A 21,262-nucleotide genomic window follows, 5' to 3' on the forward strand; every position below is an offset into this window, starting at 1 on the left:
TAGACAGCTCGCACTCCACTCGGAGGTCTTCGTCTTGTCACCTCACCACGCCGTCACCAACGTCCGTGGTCAGTACAGCTAGTCACCAGCCAATTCGCACCGCGAGCGCGCGTGTTTGCACAGCGGCGCGCCGCAGAAACGCGACGTTTTGGGCACGCTCGCCGCCGACGAGTGCGCGCCGCATGAACGCCAATCCCGGCGTGTCGGCGTGCGAACACGCGCGCTCGCGGAGCAAGGCGAGCTACTCGCTGCGCAGACGCGACTCGACGAAGCGCTCCAGAGACTCCCACTGCGTCACCGCGTCGGCGTACGGCGCGCTCGGGCGCCTGACCTTGTCGGGATCCAGGACGTGCCCGATCACCCGGCCCAGCGCGGTGTCCGGGTTCAGCTTGGCGTCGACCGTCGTCTCCTCGGAGTAGTCGCCGATGTCGCGGAGCAACTCCACGGCCAGCTCGATCTGGTCGCGGTCCAGCGCGTCAGGGCCCTCGGCGAGATCATCGACGATGTCGGTCAGCACGTAGACGTTGTCGTCGGTCACGTCCACGCGCAACGACCCGTCGGTCGCGGCGGTCCGGATGTCGTCGTAGGTGGCCAGGTCTGCCAGGTCATGATCGTGCTCATCCGCGAGATAGCGGGCCAGCGCGCGCTCGGAGGGGAACACGCTGATCCGCCCGTTGCGGCCCAGGAAGATCGGGCGGTCGTCGAAGTAGCAGCGCAGCGTGAAGTAGGTGCCGCCGGTCATCATCACGCGGATCGGATCGATACCCACCCGCTCCCAGAAATCTTCGTCGCTGCCCAGCACCTTGGTTTCGGCCGCGACGGCGAGATCGTCAGCTTCCTCTTCGGTGTCGACGATGTCATCGATCACGAGGTCGTCCTCGTCGGGCTCGGGCGCGTCCTCGTCGAGTTCAGCCTGCGCCTTCTCCGCCGCGGCGCTGTCCACCTCCGGTGTCGTGATGACCGCGTCGAGCGCCTCGATCACGTTGTCCCAACCCTTAGCGACGATCTTCTCGATCTCGGCCCAACGCTTGCGGCCTGCGCGGCCGGAAAACGCCTCGATACCCCCGCCGACGGTTCCGAGCACCGGGTTGCCGTTGAAGAACTTCGTCACCGCGGGCAGCTCACACACCGACCCCATCGACGACACCACGGCCAAGGCGCCATGCAATGCGCTGACGCTCTCCTCGGTGGGCTTCTGCGACAGCAGCTCTTCCAGAACCACCAGGTCGTGGGTGTGTTCGTCGGTGGGGTTGAGCCGGTGGGCATTGGCCTGGGTCAGCTTCTCCCACGCCGGATGATCGACCAGGTCGTTGTCGCTGTTGGTGCGCACGAATGCCACCAGGTCGGCGACGGAGTCCAACACATAGAGGTCCTCGTCCTTACCGAGGAAGGCCTCCCACTCGTCGCCGTCGGCGCGCCACCTCGGCGCCCACAGGGTGTACACGTCGCCCTTGGTCAGCTTCAGCCCGATCGGCACGATGTCAGCAGCCATGCGGCACAGCCTAACCACTGGTCCCAGCCGTACAGCGGGCCTGGTTGGGGTAAGGCGTCCCTCGTCGGAAGGTCGGCTCACTGTTGCCGTACCGCAACCCGTTCGTCGCTCGGAGTGTTCGTCAAGCCTGCCATGATCGCCGAATGATCAGACTCGGCCTCCACGGACTCGGCATCGCCGCGGGTGCGCAGCGCACCGTGATCGATGCCGTGGCCGCGACCGCCGAGCGTTGCGGTTTCGCGACACTGTGGGTGGGCGAGCACGTCGTCATGGTGGACGAATCGGATTCGCACTACCCCTACAGCGACGACGGCCGCATCGCGATCTCCGCCGACGTCGACTGGCTGGACCCGCTGATCACACTGAGCTTCGCCGCGGCGGCCACCAACCGCATCGAGCTTGCGACGGGCGTGCTGCTGCTGCCTGAACACAATCCGGTGATCATGGCCAAACAGGCCGCGTCGCTGGACCGGATGACGGGTGGCCGGCTGTCCCTGGGCGTGGGTGTCGGCTGGTCGAAGGAGGAGTACGACGCGCTCGGGGTGCCGTTCGAGGGACGCGGGCGTCGCCTCACTGAGTACGTCGCGGCGATGCGGACGCTCTGGCGCGACGACGTGGCGTCGTTTTCCGGTGAGTTCGTCTCCTTCGACCGGGTGCGGGTCAACCCCAAGCCGCACGGTCGCTCGATCCCGGTTGTGCTGGGAGGCAACTCGGACGCCGCACTGCGCCGTGTCGCCGAATGGGGTGACGGCTGGTACGGCTTCAACCTCGCCGACGTCGAGGAGGCGGCTTTACGCGCGTCCAAGCTGCGTTCCCTGTGCCGGGAGGTCGGCCGCGACCCGACGGACCTGAGATTGGCGGTGTCGCTGCAGGACCCCGTGCCCGCCGACGCGACGAGACTGGCCGATGCAGGCATTGATGAACTGGTGCTCGTCGCCGGACCGCCCGCGGACCCGATCGCGGCCGAGGCATGGATTTCCGATCTCGCCGGAAAGTGGATGCGGGTCCGCGCCTAGCCCGTCGGCCGCCAGAACCCCTGGAACCCTTGACCGGCATTGGCTGTCCTGATCGGCGAAAGCTTCACGGGGTCGCCCGCCTCGACCATGAGGCCGTCGCCGACGATCATCGCGACGTGGCCGTCCCACACCGCCAGGTCGCCTGGCAGCAACGCGCCGGCGGATACCGACGCGCCGACGTCCTGCTCCTGCGCCAGCCGCGGAATGTTCAGCCCTGCCTCCTGATACGCCCACTGCGTGAGTCCGCTGCAATCCAGGCCGACGCCCGGCGTGGTACCGCCCCACTGGTAGGGCACGCCCAGCTGGGTAAGGGCATGCCGAACAGCGCTGGCGGCCGTTGCATTCGGCGCCATGACGACGCTTCCGTCGGGTAGTTGAATCGCCACGCCTTCGCCGAACTCGGCCGCATCCGGCGTGTCGGTTCCGTCGGGTCGTGTGAGCGAGGCCAGTTCGGCGGGTAATCCCGCACTGCCACCGAAGGTTCCGAGACCGGGGCCGCTGCCGGAACCGAAGCCGGCCGCGGGCACTCCCATCGGGGACCCCGCGGCCCCGCCCGAGAATCCCGACGGTGTCGTCGGCGCCGCTGCAGGAACCCGCGCATCCAGCACCTCCGCGCGGCCGTTGAGCCCGGACTCCAACTCCTCGACGATCGCGATGGCCTCGGCGAGCGCATCGCGCGCCGCGCCCAGCAGCTCCCGCGCCGTCCCCGGTGAATCGAGGTGTGGTTCCAGCGCGGCGGCTTTCGCCTCGAATTCGTCGACGAGATCCTGCAGGCGCCGGTGCGCGCGGGCCACTGCCTGCGCAGCACCGTCGGCCACCCCGCCCAACCGGCCCGCGCGGTCGGCAGCCGCGTCGATCGCAGCGGCAGTGGTCGTCGCGAACTCCTCGGCGGCGTCGGCCCCCGCGCCCGACCAGCCATCGCCGGCCCGCCGCCACGCCTGACCGGACGCCCCGGCGACGCCCTCCAGCACGTCGCGCACTCTGCCGAGTTCTGCAGCTGGATCCCCCACCGGTTCGGCGCTCCATCCCGGGCCGACGAGCGCCTGCACACGCCGAAGCGGGGCAGCCAGTGCCTCCACCGTCATCAGCGGGCGATCCGGGCGGCTGCGGCGTCGTCGGCGACGGTGTAGGCGTGCGACGTCCCGGCTGCCGCAGTGGCGCCCGACGCCAGCGCCCGGCTCAGCTGGGCGACCCCGTCGGCGTCGTCCCGCGCAGCCCTGGCCAGTGAGGCGAGGAACCGCGCGCCGACGGGACCGAACATCGCGCCCGATTCCGCGCCCGCTGAGGACAGGGCCGCAGCCGCCTGCTTTAGGTCGGCAGCGTGGGCGGCGCACGCGGCGGCGTAGTCATCGATCAGTCCGGTATCTGCCGACAGGCGCGCGTACATATGGTTATGACGCGGCACATCCTCCGTCGGTTCCCATAAGGTCGTGACCCATGGATGTGCGCGTCGTCGATCACCCACTGGCTGCAGCTCGGCTGACCACTCTGCGCGACGAGCGCACCGACAACGCGGGTTTCCGCGCAGCACTCCGCGATCTCACGCTGATGCTGGTCTACGAGGCCACCCGTGACCTGGTCACCGAGACCATCTCTGTACGCACCCCGCTGGCCGAGACCGCGGGAGCCAAGATCGCTGTGCCGCCGCTTCTGGTTCCGGTGTTGCGGGCCGGGCTCGGGATGGTCGACCAGGCGCACGAGCTCATTCCCGAGGCGCGGGTCGGTTTCGTCGGGGTGGCTCGCAACGAGGAGACCCACCAGCCCACGCCGTACCTGGAGTCGTTGCCTGACGACCTGAGCCGCCAGCCGGTGATCGTGCTCGATCCGATGCTCGCCACCGGCGGGTCGATGGTGCATACCCTTGAGCTTCTCTTCGCACGTGATGCCGTCGATGTCACCGTGATCTGTGTGGTCGCCGCTCCCGAAGGCCTTGCGGCGCTGGAGAAGGCCGCGCCTGAGCTACGACTCTTCACTGCCTCGATCGACTCGGGTCTTAACGAGATCGCCTACATCGTCCCCGGATTGGGTGATGCCGGCGACCGCCAGTTCGGTCCTCGATAGCAGGTCGGTAGCCCGCCGTCGCGCCTGGTTCAGATCCCCGCCGCAGCGAATCTCGATGTAGGACTTCAATTTCGGCTCCGTTCCGGACGGACGCACCACCACCCGCAGGGATGTCACACCATCGCCGCCGTCCAGAATCAACGCGTCGGTGCGCGGCGCCAGATCTGTTGCGGACACGGTGAACCCGGCCACGTGACCGGGTGGGTTCGTGCGGAGTCGGGTCATCAGGGCGGCCGCGTCTTCGGGGGAGGCGACGCGACGCGTGATCGCGGTCGTCATGTGCACCCCGTGATGCCGGGCCAGGTCGTCGAGCGCGTCGAGAATGGTGCGGCCCGCTCGCCGCAGTGCGACCACCAGATCGCAGGCCAACACCGCGGCGCTGATGCCGTCTTTGTCGCGCACTGCGGCGGGATCCACACAGTGCCCGATGGCCTCCTCGTAGGCGTACACCAGCGGCGCATCGAGTCCTTCGTCGGCGCGCGCCAGCCACTTGAAGCCGGTCAGGGTCTCGACGTCATGGGCGCCGTGGGCGGCGGCGATGCCGGCCAGCATCCGTGACGACACCACGGTGCTGGCGACTACGGAAGGGCCGGTTGTGTGCGACAGAATGTATTCGCCGAGCAGCCAACCGGTTTCGTCACCACTGAGCATTCGCCAGCCGGTCGGTGTCGGCACTCCGATCGCGCAGCGGTCGGCGTCTGGGTCGAGGGCGATCGCGATCTCCGCGTCGACGTCGGCTGCGAGTGCCAGCAACTGGTCCGACGCACCGGGTTCCTCCGGGTTGGGGAACGTGACGGTCGGGAAGTCGGGGTCCGGCGCGAATTGCTGTTCGACGACGTGCACATCGTCGAAGCCGGCCAAAGCCAGCGCGTCGAGTGCGAATTCACCGCCGACACCGTGCATCGGGGTCAGTGCGATACGTGCGGAACCGGTGGTGCGGCGAATCGAAGCGGCGCGTTCCAGATATGCGCGGAGTTGGTCGGAACCGGAGGCTTCGACGGGCGTGCGGGGTATCTCGTCGGCGGGCGGCGCCGCGGCGATGGCGGTCTCGATGTCGCGGTCGGTGGGGGAGACGATCTGCATCCCGCCGGGGAAGTACACCTTGTATCCGTTGTCGGTGGGTGGATTGTGCGAGGCGGTGATCTGGACACCCGCAGCCGCATTCATGCTCCGCACGGCGTACGCAACCGCCGGCGTCGGCACCGGTCCAGGCATCAAGGTCACGGAGAATCCCTGTGCGGCAAACACTTCCGCGACAGCTTGGCCGAACTCGGCAGAGCGGTGCCGGGCGTCGTAGCCCACCACCACCTGCGACCCGCTCAATCCCCGATCGCCCAGCACCCGCGAAACACCCCACGTCGCGCGGATGACGACCGCGAGATTCATCCCGTTGGGCCCTGCGCGCAGGGGACCACGAAGGCCCGCGGTTCCGAACGTCAGCGGCCGGGAGAATCGATCTTCGAGTTCTTCTGCGCCGCAGGCGGCCAGCTCGGCTGCCGCGCCCGGGTCGGGATCGTGAGCGATCCACTCCTGCACCACGTCTGCGGTCGCCACAGCCTCAGCCTGCCGGATTCGCGTCCGCGGATGCCAGCTTGCGCAGGATCGGCGCCACCAGCATCAGCAGGTCGAACTCGAGCTCGGACAGCGTGTCGCGCATGGTCTGGTGCAGCCACGCGTCGCGCTCACCCCGGTCAGCGTCCAGCACCGCCATGCCGTCGGGGGTGATCTCCACGAGTTGGCGCCGCCGGTCGGCCTCGTCGGGGCGACGCGCGATCAGTCCCCGTGCCTCCAGTTCGTTGAACGAGTCCGTCAGCGACTGCACGCGCACCTGCAACCGGACCCCGAGCTCAGCCGGTGTCGTCACACCCGCACGGCTGATCTCGCCGAGCAATTGCAGCTGGCTGAGCGTAAGCCCGTTGTCGGGGCGGTGCCGGCGCAACTGGCGCGTCACCGCCATCATCGACTCGCGCAGCTCGGTCGCCGCAGACAGGCTGGACTCCGTAACCATTACCAAGATATCCCTTGGTATCTGATGTGCTTCATGGAACATCGCCCCTTATTGAGATCTTGAATTGATAAGAGCATACTTGCTACCAGTATGAAGTGGTGGCAACAGACCCTCAGGTGGACGATTCTGCTCGCGGTGACCGTCGCGGTCACCATTCCGCTGACAAACCTCGGCGTCCCCTCGGCCGCGCTGTTCGCCGCCCTGGCGGTCGGTATCGCCCTGGCGCTGATGGCGGCGGGCCCTCAGCGGGTGCCGCGCAAGATCGGCGTGGCCGCACAGGGTGTTCTCGGCGTCTACATCGGCACCATGGTTCAGCAGGACGCCCTTTCCACTCTCAAGGGGGACTGGGCGATCGTCGTCGCAGTCGCTGTCGGGACGCTGTTGCTGAGCATCATTGCGGGCGCACTGCTCGGTCTGCGTCGCGACGTCACACCGCTGACCGGGTCGCTCGCCCTCGTTGCGGGCGGGGCTTCGGGTCTGGTGGCGATCGCGCGGGAACTCGGCGGCGACGACCGCGTCGTCGCCGTGGTGCAGTATCTGAGGGTCGCTCTGGTGACCGCGTCCATGCCCGTCGTCGTCACGCTCATCTACCACGCCGACCGGTCCCACAGCGCTGCTCCCGTGGCCGAAACAGCCACGGCGCCCTGGTATCTCAGCGTCGCGATCATGGCCGCGCTGATCGTGGTCGGATCCGTGGGCGGCCGGTTGATCCGGTTGCCGGGTGCCGGACTGCTCGGCCCTCTCGCTCTGACGGTCGCGCTCGAGGTCAGCGGGTGGTCGTTCGGGCTGTCGGTGCCGATGCTGCTGGTCCAGGCCGGATACATGCTGATCGGCTGGCAGGCCGGTCTGGCCTTCACCCGGGAGTCGGTGCGCAGCGTCGGCAGGCTGCTGCCGGCCGCGGTCGCCCTGATCGTGTTCATCGGTGTCGCGACGGCGGGCCTGGGCATTCTGCTGGCCCACGTCGCCGGGCTGACGCCGCTGGAGGGCTACCTGGCGACCAGCCCCGGCGGCGTGTACGCCGTCCTCGCCACGGCGGTCGAGACCGGTTCGAACGTCACGTTCGTCATCGCCGCGCAGGTGGTGCGGATCCTGCTGATGCTGTTCGCGGCGCCGCTGATGGCGCGGGCAGTGGTGTGGGCGAGCCGCAAGCTCACCCGCGGTCAGAGCCTGGAGATGACCGCCGAGAGCAGGGAACCCATCCGCGTCGCCGACTGACGGCCCGCCTCGAGGACTTCGTCATGACTCAACGGCTGGCCCGTCATCCCGGCGGCCAGGTTGGTGACCAGCGACACCCCGAGCACGTCGGCGCCGGCCGCGCGCGCCGCGATCGTCTCGTGGACTGTCGACATGCCCACCAGATCAGCACCCAGCGTCCGCAGCATCCGGATCTCGGCGGGTGTCTCGTAGTGCGGGCCCGGCAGCCCCGCGTACACGCCTTCGGCCAGCGACGGGTCGATCTCGCGCGCGAGGGCGCGCAGCCGCGGCGAGTACGCGTCCACCATGTCGACGAACTGCGCACCCTGCAGCGGCGAGCGCGCCGTCATGTTGAGGTGGTCGCTGATCAGGACCGGCTGGCCGACGGTGAAGTCCGTACGCAGACCGCCCGCGGCGTTCGTCAGAACGACGGTGTGGACGCCGGCCGCGCACGCCGTCCGAACCGGGTGCACGACGTGCCGCAGGTCGTGGCCTTCGTAGGCGTGGATGCGGCCGACGAGCACCAGAGTCCGGTGCGGCCCCACACGCAGCGACAGCACCTGACCGCCGTGGCCCTGAGCGCTGGGTGGGGTGAACCCGGGGAGCTCGGCCATCGAGACGACAGCTGTCGCTTCGCCGATCTGCGCCGCGGCGGGCGCCCACCCGGAGCCGAGCACGACCGCGACGTCGTGCGCATCGACGCCGGTCCGCTCGCTCAGTGCATTCGCTGCCAACTGGGCGGCCGCTGCCGGATCCTCCACAGGCGGCAGCTTAGTGGGGCTTTGCGCAGTGAGATACTGGCCTGCATGCCCATTGCCGCCGCGTCGACGTGCGTCGAAGACGCCGTCAACGGTCGCCGCGGTGACCTGGTCGAGTTGTCGCACGCCATTCACGCCGAACCCGAGCTTGCGTTCGCCGAACATCGCAGCTGCGCCAAGACCAAGGCGCTGGTCGCAGAGCGCGGTTTCGCGATGTCCGGCGTGGCCGAGCTGGACACCGCGTTCCGGGCGGTCTTCGGCAGCGGCCCGCTCGTCGTCGGGATCTGCGCCGAGTACGACGCGCTGCCCGGTATCGGGCACGCCTGCGGGCACAACATCATCGCCGCATCGGCGGTCGGCGCAGCGCTCGCCCTCGCCGAGGTCGCCGACACCCTCGGGCTGACGGTCGTGCTGCTCGGCACTCCGGCCGAAGAACTCGGCGGCGGCAAGGCCCTGATGCTCGACGCGGGAGCCTTCGACGACATCGCCGCGACCGTGATGCTGCACCCCGGCCCGATCGACATCGCCGCGGCGCGCTCGCTGGCGCTCTCGGAGGTCACCATCGGCTACACCGGCCGGGAGTCGCATGCAGCGGTCGCGCCCTACCTCGGCATCAACGCCGCCGACGCGGTCACGGTGACGCAGGTGGCCATCGGGCTGCTGCGCCAGCAGTTGGCGCCCGGGCAGATGGTGCACGGCATCGTGACCGACGGCGGCCAGGCGTCCAATGTCATTCCCGCACACGCCGAATTGCGGTACACGATGCGGGCGACGCACTCGGAGTCGTTGCGCGAGTTGGAGTCCCGGATGGCAGGGTGCTTCGCCGCGGGCGCGGTCGCGACCGGCTGCGAGCATGTGGTGACAGAGACGGCGCCCGCCTACGCCGAGCTGACGCCCGATCCGTGGCTGGCGGAAACGATCCGCGCCGAGATGGTGCGCCTCGGACGGGAGCCGGTGCCCGCTGAGCTGGAGCCGACGTTGCCGCTGGGTAGCACGGACATGGGCAACGTGACGCAGGTGATGCCTGGGATCCATCCGATCGTCGGCATCGACGCCGGAGGCGCCTCCATCCATCAACCGGAGTTCACCGCGGCCGCCGTGAGTGCGAGTGCGGACGTCGCTGTGGTCGAGGGAGCGATCATGCTGGCCCGTACCGTTGTGGCGCTGGCCGAGTCAGACGTGGAGAGGGGCCGGGTGCTGGAGCAGTGGCAGAGGCGGGCATCATGAGCGTGTTGAAGCACGCGGCCGCGCGCTGGCTGAGCGAGCACTACGACGACCTCGTCGAGTGGCGCAGGCACATCCACCGGCACCCCGAGCTGGGCAGGCAGGAGTTCGGGACGACGCAGTTCGTCGCCTCGCTGCTCGCCGACGCGGGGCTGAACCCGAAGGTGCTGCCCGGTGGGACGGGGTTGACGTGCGACTTCGGGCCCGAAGACGGTCCGCGGGTCGCTTTGCGTGCAGACATGGATGCCCTGCCGATGGCCGAGCGCACCGATTTGCCGTTCTCGTCGGAGGTGCCGAATGTCGCGCATGCGTGCGGCCACGACGCACACACCGCGGTGTTGCTCGGCGCGGCGCTGGCGATGGCATCCGACGTCGAACTCCCGGTCGGCGTGCGGTTGATCTTCCAGGCCGCCGAAGAATTGATGCCCGGTGGCGCGATCGATGCGATCGCCGCCGGCGCGCTGAGCGGAGTGTCGCGCATCTACGCGTTGCACTGTGATCCGCACCTGGCGGTGGGGCGGGTCGCGGTGAAGCCGGGCCCGATCACGTCGGCGGCCGACCACATCGAGGTGACGTTGCATTCGCCGGGCGGGCACACGTCGCGTCCGCATCTGACCGGCGATCTCGTCTACGGTCTCGGCACGCTGATCACCGGGGTGCCGGGGATTCTGTCGCGGCGTATCGATCCACGCCACAGCACGGTGATGGTGTGGGGCGCGGTGCACGCCGGGGTTGCCGCCAATGCGATCCCGCAGACCGGAACGATGGCGGGCACCATCCGCACAGCCAGCCGGGAGACTTGGCTGACGCTGGAAGACGTTGTGCAGGAAGCGATTGCGTCGCTGCTTGCGCCGCTGGGCATCGAGTACGTGGTGCAGTACCGGCGGGGGGTGCCGCCGGTGGTCAACGAAGAGATCGCCACGCGCATCATGACCCATGCGATCGAGGCGATCGGTCCTGACGTGCTCGCCGACACCCAGCAGTCCGGCGGCGGTGAGGACTTCTCCTGGTATCTGGAAGAGGTGCCCGGCGCGATGGCCCGCCTCGGGGTGTGGAGTGGTCGCGGCCCGCAGCTGGATCTGCACCAGCCCACCTTCGATCTCGACGAACGCGCGCTCGGTGTCGGGGTGCGGTTGCTGGTCAACCTCGTCGAAAACAGCGCCTCAGTGACCTGACCTTCGCACCGCGAGCGCGCGCGTCTGCACACCGACGCGCCGCATTTCCTGGCATTCTGCGCGCGCTCGCGCTCGCCGAGTCAGCCCCGCGGTACGCAGACGTCGAGAAACCTCTTCGTCAGGTCCAGCAGGATCTCCTGCAGTTCGGCGTCGTCCAGCTCGCTGATCATCGGGTCGGTGACGCAGCCGTGGACACCCGCGCTGAACATCGAGATCGCCACCCGGGTCGCATTGTCGGGATGCGGACCGAGCAGCACGTCGGCCAGCCGGTCGCCGATGACACGGAACTCATCGGTGCCCTCGAGGAGATGGTGCACGGTGGGGTCACCGTAGAAAACGCTGGAGATTCGCCGGTGCCGGATGATCAGCTCGACCATGCCGCCCATCGTCACGCTGCGCCGCGACTCGGTCGTCGGCAACGTGTCGGCGATCCGTAGCAGGTGTTCGATGTCGTCGAACACCGGCTTCACCACGGCCAGCGCGATGTCGTCCTTGGAGTGGAACTGGTAGTAGACCGCCGCTTTCGTCACCCCGAGTCGGTCGGCGATCATCTGCAGTGAAGTACCACTGACACCGTGGTCGGAGAACAGTTCGAGGGCGGCTTCGAGCACGCGATCCCGAGCGAAGCCCCGCACCGCGACCGGCTTGGCCATCGTCACCCCCGTTCGCGCTCCGGTTCGCGGAACTGTATCCCAGCTCACCCCCGGTATTCACGCGGAGGCAGATCACTACTTAACCGACCGGCTTGTGCGAACTTAGCCGATTGGTTAGGTTAGCCCTGCTAACCGGATAATTCCTGTCGAACACGGCCGGGACGTAACGACTTTCGAATGGAGGAGTCGCGACGGTGGACGGGGCTTCGACGACAGGCATCGGACGCCGATGAGCAGCGTGCGCGAAGAGAATCACCCCAAGCCGCACTTCTACGGCATCGCCCGGTTCATTCGGCGGGCGTCGGTCCCCATCATCTTGATCTGGGTCGCCGTCGCCGCATTCCTCAACGTGTCCGTGCCGCAGCTGGAGGCGGTCGGAAAGCTGCGATCGGTGTCGATGAGTCCCGACGAGGCGCCGGCCGTCATCTCGATGGAACGCATCGGCGAGGTCTTCGAAGAGTACGAGTCGAGCAGCTCGGCGATGATCGTGCTCGAAGGCGAGCAGCCTCTCGGTGACGAAGCACGCGCCTATTACGCGACGCTGATCGACGCGCTCGAGGCCGATCCCGTCCACGTCGAGCACGTCCAGGACCTGTGGGGCGATCCGCTGACCGCCGCCGGCGCGCAGAGCGGTGACGGTAAGTCGATGTACTTCCAGGTCAATCTCGCCGGCAACCAGGGCGAAGCGCTGGCCAACGAATCCGTCGCCGCCGTGCAGAAATTGGTCGCCGACAGTCAGCCGCCCGAGGGGGTGCAGGCCTACGTCACCGGTGCGTCGGTGCTTGCCGCCGAACAGGAGACGGCCGGCACCGAGAGCCTGCGGATGGTCGAGGCGCTGACGTTCCTCGTCATCACGATCATGCTGGTGCTGTTCTTCCGCTCCATCGTCACGACGCTGCTGATCCTGGTGATGGTGGGCCTGAGCTTGATGACGGTTCGTGGAGCGGTGGCGTTCCTCGGTTTTCACGACATCATCGGGCTGTCCACCTTCGCGACGAGCCTGCTCGTCACACTGGCCATCGCGATCGCCGTCGACTACGCCATCTTCCTCATTGGGCGCTATCAGGAGGCCCGAGGTAGTGGCCAGACGCGAGAAGACGCCTACTACACGATGTTCGGCGGCAACGCGCACGTCATCGTCGGCTCCGGCCTGACCATCGCCGGCGCGACATTCTGCCTGAGCTTTACCCGGCTGCCGTACTTCCAGACGCTCGGTGTCCCGCTGGCGCTGGGCATGCTGGTACTGATCTGCGTCGCGATGACGTTCGGGCCCGCGGTGGTGGTCGTGGCGAGCCGGTTCGGTCTGCTGGAACCCAAGCGCGCCATGCGTGTTCGCGGCTGGCGCAAGATCGGCGCGGCCACGGTGCGCTGGCCGGGCGCGATCCTGGTGGCCAGCGTCGCGGTGTCACTGATCGGTCTTCTCGCCCTGCCCGGTTATCAGACCAGCTACAACGATCGCAACTATCTACCCGCCGACATCCAGTCCAACGTCGGGTATGCCGCGGCCGAACGCCACTTCTCGCCGTCCCGGCTCAATCCCGAGATGCTGATGGTGGAAACCGATCGGGACCTTCGCAATTCGGCCGACTTCATCGTCATCGACAAGATCGCCAAGGCGCTGTTCGCGGTCGAGGGCATCGGCCGCGTCCAGACGATCACCCGGCCCGACGGCACGCCGATCGAGGGCACCACGATCCCGTACATCATGAGCCGGCAGAGCGGCACGCAGAAGCTCAACGAGAAATACATGCTCGACCGGATGGATGACATGTCCGTTCAGGCCGCCTCGTTGGACAACACCATCGCGACGATGACCAAGATGATGTCGCTGATGGGGCAGATGTCGGACATCACCACGAGCATGGTGGCCAAGACCAAGACGATGGCTGCCGACATCACCGAATTGCGGGATCACATTGCCGATCTCGACGACTTCCTGAGGCCCGTCCGCAACTACTTCTACTGGGAACCGCACTGCTACAACATCCCGGTCTGCTGGTCGATGCGGTCGATCTTCGATTTGATCGACGGCACGAACCTGTTGACCGACAACGTCCAGGACCTCGTCCCCGAGTTGGAGCGGCTCGCGGCGCTCATGCCCGAGCTGATCAAGCTGATGCCGTCGCAGATCGAATCGATGCGCTCGCAGCGCGACATGATGCTGACCATGCAGCAGACGCAGGGCGGCCAGCTCAAAGCTGCCGCCGAGATGGGCGGCGACGCTACTGACATGGGCGACGCGTTCAACGACGCCATGAACGCCGACACCTTCTATCTGCCGCCGGAAGCGTTCCAGAACAAGGACTTCCAAAGCGGTATGGAGCAGTTCATCTCACCCAACGGGCATGCGGTGCGGTTCATCATCGCCCACGAGGGTGACCCGCTCAGTCCCGACGGCATCGAGAAGATCGATGCGCTCAAGAACGCGGCCAAGGAAGCCATCAAGGGCACACCGCTGGAGGGGTCGACGATCTATCTCGGCGGCACCGCGGCGACGTTCAATGACATGGCCGACGGCACGCAGTACGACCTGCTGATCGCCGGAATCGCTGCTATCGGGCTGATTTTCATCATCATGCTGATCCTGACACGCGCGATCGTCGCGGCGGCGGTAATCGTCGGCACCGTGGTGTTGTCGCTGGGCGCATCGTTCGGGCTGTCAGTGTTGGTGTGGCAGCACATCATCGGCATCGAACTGCACTGGATGGTGTTGCCGATGGCGGTGATCATCCTGCTGGCCGTCGGCGCGGACTACAACCTGCTGGTGGTGTCGCGACTCAAGGAAGAGGTCGGCGCCGGTCTGCACACCGGGCTGATCCGCACGATGGGCGGCAGTGGTTCGGTGGTCACTGCCGCGGGCATGGTGTTCGCGCTCACGATGATGACGATGGCGGTCAGCGACCTGACGATCATGGGGCAGGTCGGCACGACGATCGGTATGGGTCTGATCTTCGACACGCTGGTCATCCGGTCATTCATGACGCCGTCGATCGCGGCGCTGTTGGGCCGCTGGTTCTGGTGGCCGCAGAAAGTCCGCACCCGCCCACGCCCGGTCGCGTGGGGTAGCGGGGACCCCGGCACCGCGAGCGCGCGCGTCTGAACGGTGACACGCCGCCACGACTGTCATTTGGGGCGCGCTCGCCGCGGTCGGGTTATGCACAATCGCTCGTTCATCCCCAGATCTGGGAGCGCGCCTAGCTAACAGCGCCACGAACGCCGAAGCATCGGCGTCATGAACGACGAACTCCGCGCGCTCTTCGACGCCCAGCACGGTGTGGTGACGACCGGGCAGATTCTCAACCACGTCCCTCGTCGCCGCTTTGAGAAGCTGGTGGAAACCGGTGCGCTGGAGCGCCTTTGGCAGGGAATCTATTGCTTGGGCGAGCCTGACGACGAGATCCGCCTTCGCGGTCTGGACCTGGCGGCGGGCAGGCGCGTCGCAGTATGTCTCGGGACCGCGGCCGCGATGTACGGATTCGACACCGAGCAGCCGCCCGACCTACATGTGCTCAATCCGCCCGGATGCGCGCTGCGCGACGTCGACGGCCTCGTCGTGCACCGCCGCGACGGCGCACCGTTGGTGACGATCGGTGGCCGACGGGCAACCTCGCCGGCGTGGACTGCCGTCGAGGTTGCCCGCGGTCTGCGGCGTCCGCGTGCGTTGGCAACCCTCGATGCGGCTCTACGGAGTGGCGCGTGTACCCGTCCTGACATGTGGCGAGCTGCGATTGAGCAGAAGGGGCGCCGCGGCATCGTCGCGGTCCGCAACCTGCTGCCTCTGGCCGACGCCCGAGCCGAGTCACCGGGGGAGAGCGCGGCGCGGTTGGCCATGATCGACGGGGGTCTGCCCGTTCCCGAACTTCAGTACGAGATCGTCGACGGCAACGGGGATCTGCGCCGGCTCGACTTCGCCTGGCCCGAGGCGGGTGTCGCCGCCGAGTACGACGGCGTGGATTGGCATTCGGAGCCAGAGGCGATGCAGCGCGATCGGCGTCGCCAGGCGGCGCTGCTGGCCGTCGGGCTCACGGTCATCCCCATCGTTTCCGAGGACTTGAGGGACGGCGGGTGGGAAATCGTCGTCCGCATCGGTGAGCAGTTGCGGCGCGCTCGCGCAGCGTGAACGCGCGTCTAGTGCCAGGATTGACGGCGCGTCGGTGGGCAGACGCGCGCGCTCGCGGGGCGAACCCCACGAACCCCACGACCCCTACGAGCCCGGGCCGACGTTTCCTGCCGGGCGGGTTCTCAGATCGTGCACGTATTCGGCTGGGGCGCCGGCGATTTCGGCGGCGTCGGCCATCACTCCCAGATACCGCGCGGACGGGATGCCGCCCTCCCACGCGTCCAGCACGTACAACCACGCCAGCACGGGATCGGTGTCGGTGTCCGAGGAGGTGCGCTCCACGCGGCAGCGGATCTTCTTGTGGAAGCCGAGCTCGGAGCCCTCCCAGCGGTCGAGGTTCTCCTCGTCCTCCTTGGTCACGTCGTAGAGCACGACGAACACCTTCGACGTCGGGTCCTCGACGATCGTCGCGAGCGCACCTTCCCACGCGATATCGGCGCCGCCGAAGGTCAGGCGCCACCCGTGGAGCCAGCCCGTTCCCGCCATCGGAGAATGCGGAGCGCGCTCAAGCATCTGCTCGGGATGCATATTCGATCCGTAGGCGGCGTAGATCGGCACGCGAGAAGCTTAAACGCATTGTGTTGAGACGGCTGCCAACCTTCGTCACGTCGGTGGCCTAGGTTAGAACCGTGGTAACGCGCATCGTGATCATCGGTGGAGGGCCGGCGGGCTACGAAGCGGCGTTGGTGGCCGCGGCACGGGGGCGCGACGTCACGCAAGTGACCGTTGTCGACGAGGACGGGCTGGGCGGGGCCTGCGTGCTGTACGACTGCGTACCGTCGAAGACGCTGATTGCGTCGACGGGTGTGCGCACCGAGCTGCGCCGCGCCGGGGGCATGGGCTTCGACATCGACATCGACGCCGCCAAGATCGAATTGCCGAAGATCAACAACCGCGCCAAGACGCTGGCGGCGTCGCAATCGGCCGACATCGGCAGCCAGCTGCTCAACCAGGGCGTGACGATCATCGGCGGCCGCGGCGAACTCGTCGACGACGTCGCGGGCATGGCCCACCACCGAGTCAAGGTCACCACCTCCGACGGCAAGGTCGGTGTGCTGAAAGCCGACGTGGTGCTGATCGCCACCGGCGCGCAGCCACGCGTGCTGCCCAACGCCGTGCCCGACGGGGAACGCATCCTGACCTGGCGCCAGCTCTACGAACTCGACGAGCTCCCTACGCACCTCATCATCGTCGGATCCGGCGTCACGGGCGCCGAGTTCTGCAACGCCTACACCGAGCTCGGCGTAACGGTGACGGTCGTGGCCAGCCGCGACCAGATCTTGCCGCACGAGGACTCCGACGCGGCGGCCGTCCTTGAACAGGTCTTCGAACAGCGCGGTGTGACGCTCGTCAAGAACGCGCGCGCGGACTCGGTGACACGCACCGAAACGGGGGTCAGGGTCGCCATCGCCGACGGCCGCGTCATCGAGGGCAGCCACGCCCTGATGACCGTCGGCTCGGTTCCCAACACCTCTGGCCTGGGTCTGGAGCGCGTCGGCGTCGAGCTCAAGCCCGGCGGCTACATCCCGGTCGACCGGGTCTCGCGGACCCCGGCGTCGGGCATCTACGCCGCGGGCGATTGCACGGGTCTGCTGCCGTTGGCCTCCGTTGCCGCCATGCAGGGCCGCATCGCGATGTATCACGCGCTCGGTGAGGGCGTGTCGCCGATCCGGCTGCGCACCGTTGCGGCGGCGACCTTCACCCGGCCCGAGATCGGCGCTGTCGGTATCCCGCAGTCGGCGATCGACGACGGCAGTGTGCCCGCCCGCACGCTGATGCTGCCGCTGAGCACCAACGCCCGCGCAAAGATGTCGCTGCTGCAGCACGGCTTCGTGAAGATCTTCTGCCGACCCGCCACCGGGGTGGTGATCGGCGGGGTCGTGGTGGCACCGATCGCGTCGGAGCTGATCCTGCCGATCGCGCTGGCAGTGCAGAACAACTTGTCGGTGACCGACCTGGCGCAGACGCTGTCGGTGTATCCGTCGCTGTCGGGTTCGATCGTGGAGGCCGCACGGCGCCTGATGGCCCACGACGACCTCGACTGACTCCCCGCCCCGGTCCGTTGCTCGCCGCGTGATCGCCATCCAGCTAGCCTGGGGTTCGACAACGCGTACTGACGAGTAACCGAGGAGTCGGCCAGCGTGAGTGACCCGATCCCAGCACCGGGGGCGAGCGAAGCGACGGGGAGTGTTCCGGGGGCGAGCGAAGCGACGGGGAATGTTCCGGGGGCGAGCGAAGCGACGGGGAATGTTCCGGGGGCGAGCGAAGCGACGGGGAGTGTTCCGGGGGCGAGCGAAGCGACGGGGAGTGTTCCGGGCAACGGTCAGACGTTCCTGGGTCCTGAGCAGCGAGCTCGAGCCTGGCAGCGGCTGGGCAGTGAACAGTTCGACGTCATCGTCATCGGCGGCGGGATCGTTGGTGCGGGTGCCGCGCTCGACGCGGCGACCCGCGGCTTGAAAGTGGCGTTGGTCGAGGCGCGCGACTTCGCGTCGGGGACCTCGAGCCGGAGCAGCAAGATGTTCCACGGCGGTCTGCGCTACCTCGAGCAGCTCGAGTTCGGTCTGGTGCGCGAGGCGCTGCACGAGCGTGAACTGTCGTTGACGACGCTGGCGCCGCATCTGGTCAAACCGCTGCCGTTCCTGTTCCCGCTCACCAATCGCTGGTGGGAGCGTCCTTATATCGCCGCGGGCATCTTTCTCTATGACCAGCTGGGCGGCGCGAAATCTGTTCCTGCGCAGAAACATTTGACCCGTGCCGGGGCGCTAAGGCTTTCGCCCGGATTGAAGAGGTCCTCTCTGGTCGGCGGAATCCGTTACTACGACACCGTCGTCGACGACGCCCGTCACACGATGACCGTCGCGCGGACCGCGGCGCACTACGGTGCCGTCGTCCGAACGTCGACGCAGGTCGTCGCGCTGCTGCGCGAGGGGGACCGGGTCACCGGTGTGCGGGTGCGTGACTCCGAGGACGGCGAGATCACCGAGGTGCGCGGCCACGTGGTCGTCAACGCCACCGGGGTGTGGACCGACGAGATCCAGGCATTATCGAAGCAGCGCGGTCGTTTTCGTGTGCGAGCGTCCAAAGGTGTGCACATCGTGGTGCCGCGCGACCGCATCGTGAGCGAGGTCGCGATCATCCTGCGCACCGAGAAATCGGTGCTGTTCGTCATCCCGTGGGGCACCCACTGGATCATCGGAACCACCGACACCGACTGGAATCTCGATCTTGCCCACCCCGCCGCGACGAAGGCCGACATCGACTACATCCTCGGCCATGTCAACAAGGTGCTGGCGACGCCGCTGACCCACGACGACATCGACGGGGTCTACGCCGGGCTGCGGCCGCTGCTCGCCGGGGAAAGCGAAGAGACCTCGAAGCTCTCGCGTGAGCATGCGGTGGCGGTGCCCTCGCCCGGGCTGGTGGCGATCGCGGGCGGCAAGTACACCACCTACCGGGTAATGGCCGAAGACGCGATTGACGCTGCCGCCGAGTTCATTCCGACCCGCGTGGCGCCCTCGATCACCGAGAAGGTGCCGCTGATGGGTGCCGACGGGTACTTCGCTCTGGTCAACCAAACCGGCAGTGTCGGTTCGCATTACGGATTGCATCCGTACCGGGTGCGACATCTGCTGGACAGATACGGCTCCCTGATCGGCGAGGTTCTCCAGCTTGCCGAGGACAATCCGGAGCTGCTAGGCCCCATCACCGATGCGCCGGTGTACCTCAAGGTGGAAGCGGCCTATGCCGCTGCCGCCGAGGGGGCCTTACATCTCGAAGACATCCTCGCCAGGAGGATGCGGATCTCCATCGAGTACCCGCACCGTGGCGTCGACTGTGCCCGCGAGGTAGCCGAGGTCGTGGCACCCATTTTGGGTTGGAGCCCTGCGGACGTCGATCGTGAGGTGCAGACGTATCAGGCCCGGGTTGACGCGGAGGTCCGATCCCAGACGCAGCCCGATGACGCCTCCGCCGACGCGTTGCGTGCCGCGGCGCCCGAGGCGCGAGCGGAGATCCTTGAGCCGGTGCCGCTGAATTGAGTCGTCTGCCGCCGCTGCCTGTGCGTGACGGCCTTGGGCCGGCGCGGGTGCGGGTACGGGGCGGCCGACTGGTCGACGAGTTTCAGCGTCGGTGGGGATCCGGCGCGAAAGTCGTTGCAGGGGAGGTTTATTGCGCAGACGGTACGGTAGCCGACGAGACGACGGTGCTGCCCGCCGGAGCGGTGGTGTATCTCTACCGCGACCTGCCCGACGAAGTCCCGGTCCCTTTCGATCTGCCGGTCCTTTTTCGCGACGACGACATCGTCGTGGTGGACAAGCCGCACTTTCTCGCCACCATGCCGCGTGGCCGCCATGTCGTCGAGACGGCGCTGGTTCGATTGCGTCGTGACTTGGCGCTGCCGGAACTCAGTCCGGCTCATCGGCTCGATCGTCTGACCGCGGGCGTGCTGTTGTTCACGACTCGGCGCGAGATTCGTGGCGCCTATCAGAGCAAGTTCGCGCGCGCAGAGGTGACGAAGACCTACCTCGCGCATTCGTCGGTAGAGCCCGAACGGGAGTTTCCCGTCACCGTCCGAAGCCGAATAGTGAAGCGGCGAGGGGTTTTACAAGCAGTGAAGGAACCGGGCGAGCCGAATGCCGAGACATTCGTGGAGTACATGGGCGACGGGCGATACCGGTTGTCGCCGCGAACAGGACGTACCCACCAACTGCGCCTGCACATGTCGGGCTTGGGCGTGCCCATCACCGGCGACCCGTTGTATCCCACAGTTGTCGATGTCGATCCGGCGGACTTTTCCACGCCGCTGGCGCTGCTCGCGCACTCGCTTGTGTTCGAGGACCCGGTTTCTGGGGTTCACCGCGAATTCATCAGCGAACGGCGCGTGGCCGAAACGTAGTGTGCGCTCAGATCGCGACTCCCCTCGGTCGATCACGCATGATCGCGATCTGAGCGCACGCCGGAAGTGCAGGGACACTCCGTTGTCGTGCCTGCGCGGCCCCGACTCCGCGCACAGGAAAATCTACTGCATTCGAAATTAGTTCGCTGGCTAATTCGTCACAGTCGTCAATCTCGCGTCTGACTAGGGGAAGCTCGGGCAAGTCGGCTGTATAGGCTATTTGCGCGGCAATGCATATTGGGCTACGCCACGACGCGGCTCAGCCCACGTTGCGAAAGCCATAAGCGCTGTACAAATGCGTGGAAAGCTCACAAGATCGTGCAAAGACGGCAAAGATCACGCGGTCAAGAATGCTTCTGCGCCGCCAATCGGGACGGAGGCGCCGTCTTGTGCGAGTTGATGCCCGGGGAAACTCCGCGACTGCCACAATCACCAAGACATCGGCGGCGACGGTCGCCGGGAAGCGGAGGAGTGGCCGTGCGCAAAAGCTGGCTCGTTGTGGTGGCGACAACGTTCCTGGGGATGTGTGTAACCCCTGCCCCGGTCAGTGGGGCGATCTGCGGATCGGTGGGCGGCGTGCATGTCGATGTCACCGGGTGCGCGGATCCGCTGTCCGAACTCGACGGCGCCCTCGAATACCCGCCACCGCCACCGCCACCGCCGCCAC

18 protein-coding genes and 1 pseudogene are annotated in these 21,262 nt (G+C 67.4%); 11 read left to right on the forward strand and 8 right to left on the reverse strand.

Going from position 1 to position 21,262, the window contains the following annotated elements; genetic code table 11:
- Positions 1–241: 241 nt before the first annotated feature.
- Positions 242–1,492: a protein export chaperone SatS gene (satS, locus tag AWC12_RS02235; RefSeq protein WP_085172055.1), complete on the reverse strand. Its 1,251-nt coding sequence runs from the start codon at positions 1,490–1,492 to the stop codon at positions 242–244.
- A gap of 146 nt (positions 1,493–1,638) precedes the next feature.
- On the opposite strand from satS, the gene AWC12_RS02240 reads away from it, so the two are divergent.
- On the forward strand, positions 1,639–2,508 hold the full coding sequence (locus tag AWC12_RS02240; RefSeq protein WP_085172074.1) for an LLM class F420-dependent oxidoreductase: 870 nt from the start codon (positions 1,639–1,641) through the stop codon (positions 2,506–2,508).
- On the opposite strand, the gene AWC12_RS02245 is transcribed toward AWC12_RS02240, so the two are convergent.
- Entirely contained in the window at positions 2,505–3,593 is a 1,089-nt protein-coding gene (locus AWC12_RS02245) for a C40 family peptidase (protein WP_085172057.1), read from the reverse strand. The genes AWC12_RS02240 and AWC12_RS02245 overlap by 4 nt on opposite strands.
- Positions 3,593–3,895, reverse strand: a complete 303-nt coding sequence (locus tag AWC12_RS02250; RefSeq protein WP_024448941.1) for a hypothetical protein — start codon at positions 3,893–3,895, stop codon at positions 3,593–3,595. Before AWC12_RS02250 ends, AWC12_RS02245 begins: the two co-directional genes overlap by 1 nt.
- A 50-nt stretch (positions 3,896–3,945) precedes the next feature.
- Here AWC12_RS02250 and upp point away from each other — a divergent pair, with 50 nt between their 5' ends.
- On the forward strand, positions 3,946–4,569 hold the full coding sequence (gene upp, locus AWC12_RS02255; protein WP_024448940.1) for a uracil phosphoribosyltransferase: 624 nt from the start codon (positions 3,946–3,948) through the stop codon (positions 4,567–4,569).
- Here the strand turns inward: upp and AWC12_RS02260 are convergent.
- The gene (locus tag AWC12_RS02260; RefSeq protein ID WP_234813808.1) at positions 4,468–6,123 is read right to left on the reverse strand and encodes a phospho-sugar mutase; all 1,656 of its coding nucleotides are present in this window, start codon (positions 6,121–6,123) and stop codon (positions 4,468–4,470) included. The genes upp and AWC12_RS02260 overlap by 102 nt on opposite strands.
- A 4-nt stretch (positions 6,124–6,127) precedes the next feature.
- A complete protein-coding gene (locus AWC12_RS02265) occupies positions 6,128–6,577 on the reverse strand; it encodes a MarR family winged helix-turn-helix transcriptional regulator (protein ID WP_085172061.1) in 450 nt (149 codons plus the stop codon).
- Between the two features lie 90 nt (positions 6,578–6,667).
- Here AWC12_RS02265 and AWC12_RS02270 point away from each other — a divergent pair, with 90 nt between their 5' ends.
- Positions 6,668–7,792 carry an AbrB family protein gene (locus AWC12_RS02270; RefSeq protein ID WP_085172063.1) on the forward strand — a complete coding sequence of 375 codons (1,125 nt, stop codon included), beginning with the start codon at positions 6,668–6,670 and terminating at the stop codon, positions 7,790–7,792.
- Here AWC12_RS02270 and AWC12_RS02275 read toward each other — a convergent pair.
- Positions 7,738–8,532: a purine-nucleoside phosphorylase gene (locus AWC12_RS02275; protein WP_085172065.1), complete on the reverse strand. Its 795-nt coding sequence runs from the start codon at positions 8,530–8,532 to the stop codon at positions 7,738–7,740. The two genes, AWC12_RS02270 and AWC12_RS02275, sit on opposite strands and share 55 nt — an antisense overlap.
- A 45-nt stretch (positions 8,533–8,577) precedes the next feature.
- Between AWC12_RS02275 and AWC12_RS02280 the strand changes: the two genes are divergently transcribed.
- Positions 8,578–9,756 (forward strand): amidohydrolase, encoded by a 1,179-nt coding sequence (locus AWC12_RS02280; RefSeq protein WP_085172067.1) that lies wholly within the window; start codon positions 8,578–8,580, stop codon positions 9,754–9,756.
- On the forward strand, positions 9,753–10,928 hold the full coding sequence (locus AWC12_RS02285) for a M20 family metallopeptidase (RefSeq protein WP_085172076.1): 1,176 nt from the start codon (positions 9,753–9,755) through the stop codon (positions 10,926–10,928). Before AWC12_RS02280 ends, AWC12_RS02285 begins: the two co-directional genes overlap by 4 nt.
- Positions 10,929–11,008: 80 nt before the next feature.
- Here AWC12_RS02285 and AWC12_RS02290 read toward each other — a convergent pair whose 3' ends face one another.
- Positions 11,009–11,581, reverse strand: a complete 573-nt coding sequence (locus AWC12_RS02290; RefSeq protein WP_024448933.1) for a TetR/AcrR family transcriptional regulator — start codon at positions 11,579–11,581, stop codon at positions 11,009–11,011.
- Between the two features lie 229 nt (positions 11,582–11,810).
- On the opposite strand from AWC12_RS02290, the gene AWC12_RS02295 reads away from it, so the two are divergent.
- On the forward strand, positions 11,811–14,681 hold the full coding sequence (locus tag AWC12_RS02295) for an MMPL/RND family transporter (protein WP_085172069.1): 2,871 nt from the start codon (positions 11,811–11,813) through the stop codon (positions 14,679–14,681).
- Positions 14,682–14,813: 132 nt separating this feature from the next.
- Positions 14,814–15,701, forward strand: a complete 888-nt coding sequence (locus tag AWC12_RS02300) for a type IV toxin-antitoxin system AbiEi family antitoxin domain-containing protein (RefSeq protein WP_085172071.1) — start codon at positions 14,814–14,816, stop codon at positions 15,699–15,701.
- 84 nt (positions 15,702–15,785) lie between these two features.
- Here the strand turns inward: AWC12_RS02300 and AWC12_RS02305 are convergent, their stop codons facing one another.
- The gene (locus AWC12_RS02305) at positions 15,786–16,259 is read right to left on the reverse strand and encodes a gamma-glutamylcyclotransferase family protein (protein ID WP_024448930.1); all 474 of its coding nucleotides are present in this window, start codon (positions 16,257–16,259) and stop codon (positions 15,786–15,788) included.
- A 71-nt stretch (positions 16,260–16,330) separates the two neighbouring features.
- Here AWC12_RS02305 and AWC12_RS02310 point away from each other — a divergent pair, with 71 nt between their 5' ends.
- From AWC12_RS02310 to AWC12_RS30800, 4 genes and pseudogenes are all read left to right on the forward strand, one after another.
- Positions 16,331–17,746, forward strand: a complete 1,416-nt coding sequence (locus AWC12_RS02310; protein ID WP_024448929.1) for an NAD(P)H-quinone dehydrogenase — start codon at positions 16,331–16,333, stop codon at positions 17,744–17,746.
- Positions 17,747–18,034: 288 nt separating this feature from the next.
- Complete coding sequence (gene glpD / locus AWC12_RS02315) at positions 18,035–19,738, forward strand: glycerol-3-phosphate dehydrogenase (RefSeq protein WP_085172078.1); 1,704 nt, start codon at positions 18,035–18,037, stop codon at positions 19,736–19,738.
- Positions 19,735–20,595: a pseudouridine synthase gene (locus AWC12_RS02320; protein WP_085172073.1), complete on the forward strand. Its 861-nt coding sequence runs from the start codon at positions 19,735–19,737 to the stop codon at positions 20,593–20,595. The genes glpD and AWC12_RS02320 overlap by 4 nt, the downstream gene beginning before the upstream one ends.
- A 477-nt stretch (positions 20,596–21,072) precedes the next feature.
- Positions 21,073–21,262, forward strand: a pseudogene (locus AWC12_RS30800) (RNA-binding protein); the annotation flags it as partial.

This window comes from Mycolicibacterium iranicum (genome assembly GCF_002101705.1).
In the GTDB taxonomy this organism is placed as follows: domain Bacteria; phylum Actinomycetota; class Actinomycetes; order Mycobacteriales; family Mycobacteriaceae; genus Mycobacterium; species Mycobacterium iranicum.

Coding starts and splice junctions, on each gene's coding strand:
- satS (WP_085172055.1), bottom strand. CDS start 1,492: ATGGCTGCTGACATCGTGCCGATCGGGCTGAAGCTGACCAAGGGCGAC.
- AWC12_RS02245 (WP_085172057.1), bottom strand. CDS start 3,593: ATGACGGTGGAGGCACTGGCTGCCCCGCTTCGGCGTGTGCAGGCGCTC.
- AWC12_RS02250 (WP_024448941.1), bottom strand. CDS start 3,895: ATGTACGCGCGCCTGTCGGCAGATACCGGACTGATCGATGACTACGCC.
- upp (WP_024448940.1), top strand. CDS start 3,946: ATGGATGTGCGCGTCGTCGATCACCCACTGGCTGCAGCTCGGCTGACC.
- AWC12_RS02265 (WP_085172061.1), bottom strand. CDS start 6,577: ATGGTTACGGAGTCCAGCCTGTCTGCGGCGACCGAGCTGCGCGAGTCG.
- AWC12_RS02270 (WP_085172063.1), top strand. CDS start 6,668: ATGAAGTGGTGGCAACAGACCCTCAGGTGGACGATTCTGCTCGCGGTG.
- AWC12_RS02280 (WP_085172067.1), top strand. CDS start 8,578: ATGCCCATTGCCGCCGCGTCGACGTGCGTCGAAGACGCCGTCAACGGT.
- AWC12_RS02285 (WP_085172076.1), top strand. CDS start 9,753: ATGAGCGTGTTGAAGCACGCGGCCGCGCGCTGGCTGAGCGAGCACTAC.
- AWC12_RS02290 (WP_024448933.1), bottom strand. CDS start 11,581: ATGGCCAAGCCGGTCGCGGTGCGGGGCTTCGCTCGGGATCGCGTGCTC.
- AWC12_RS02295 (WP_085172069.1), top strand. CDS start 11,811: ATGAGCAGCGTGCGCGAAGAGAATCACCCCAAGCCGCACTTCTACGGC.
- AWC12_RS02300 (WP_085172071.1), top strand. CDS start 14,814: ATGAACGACGAACTCCGCGCGCTCTTCGACGCCCAGCACGGTGTGGTG.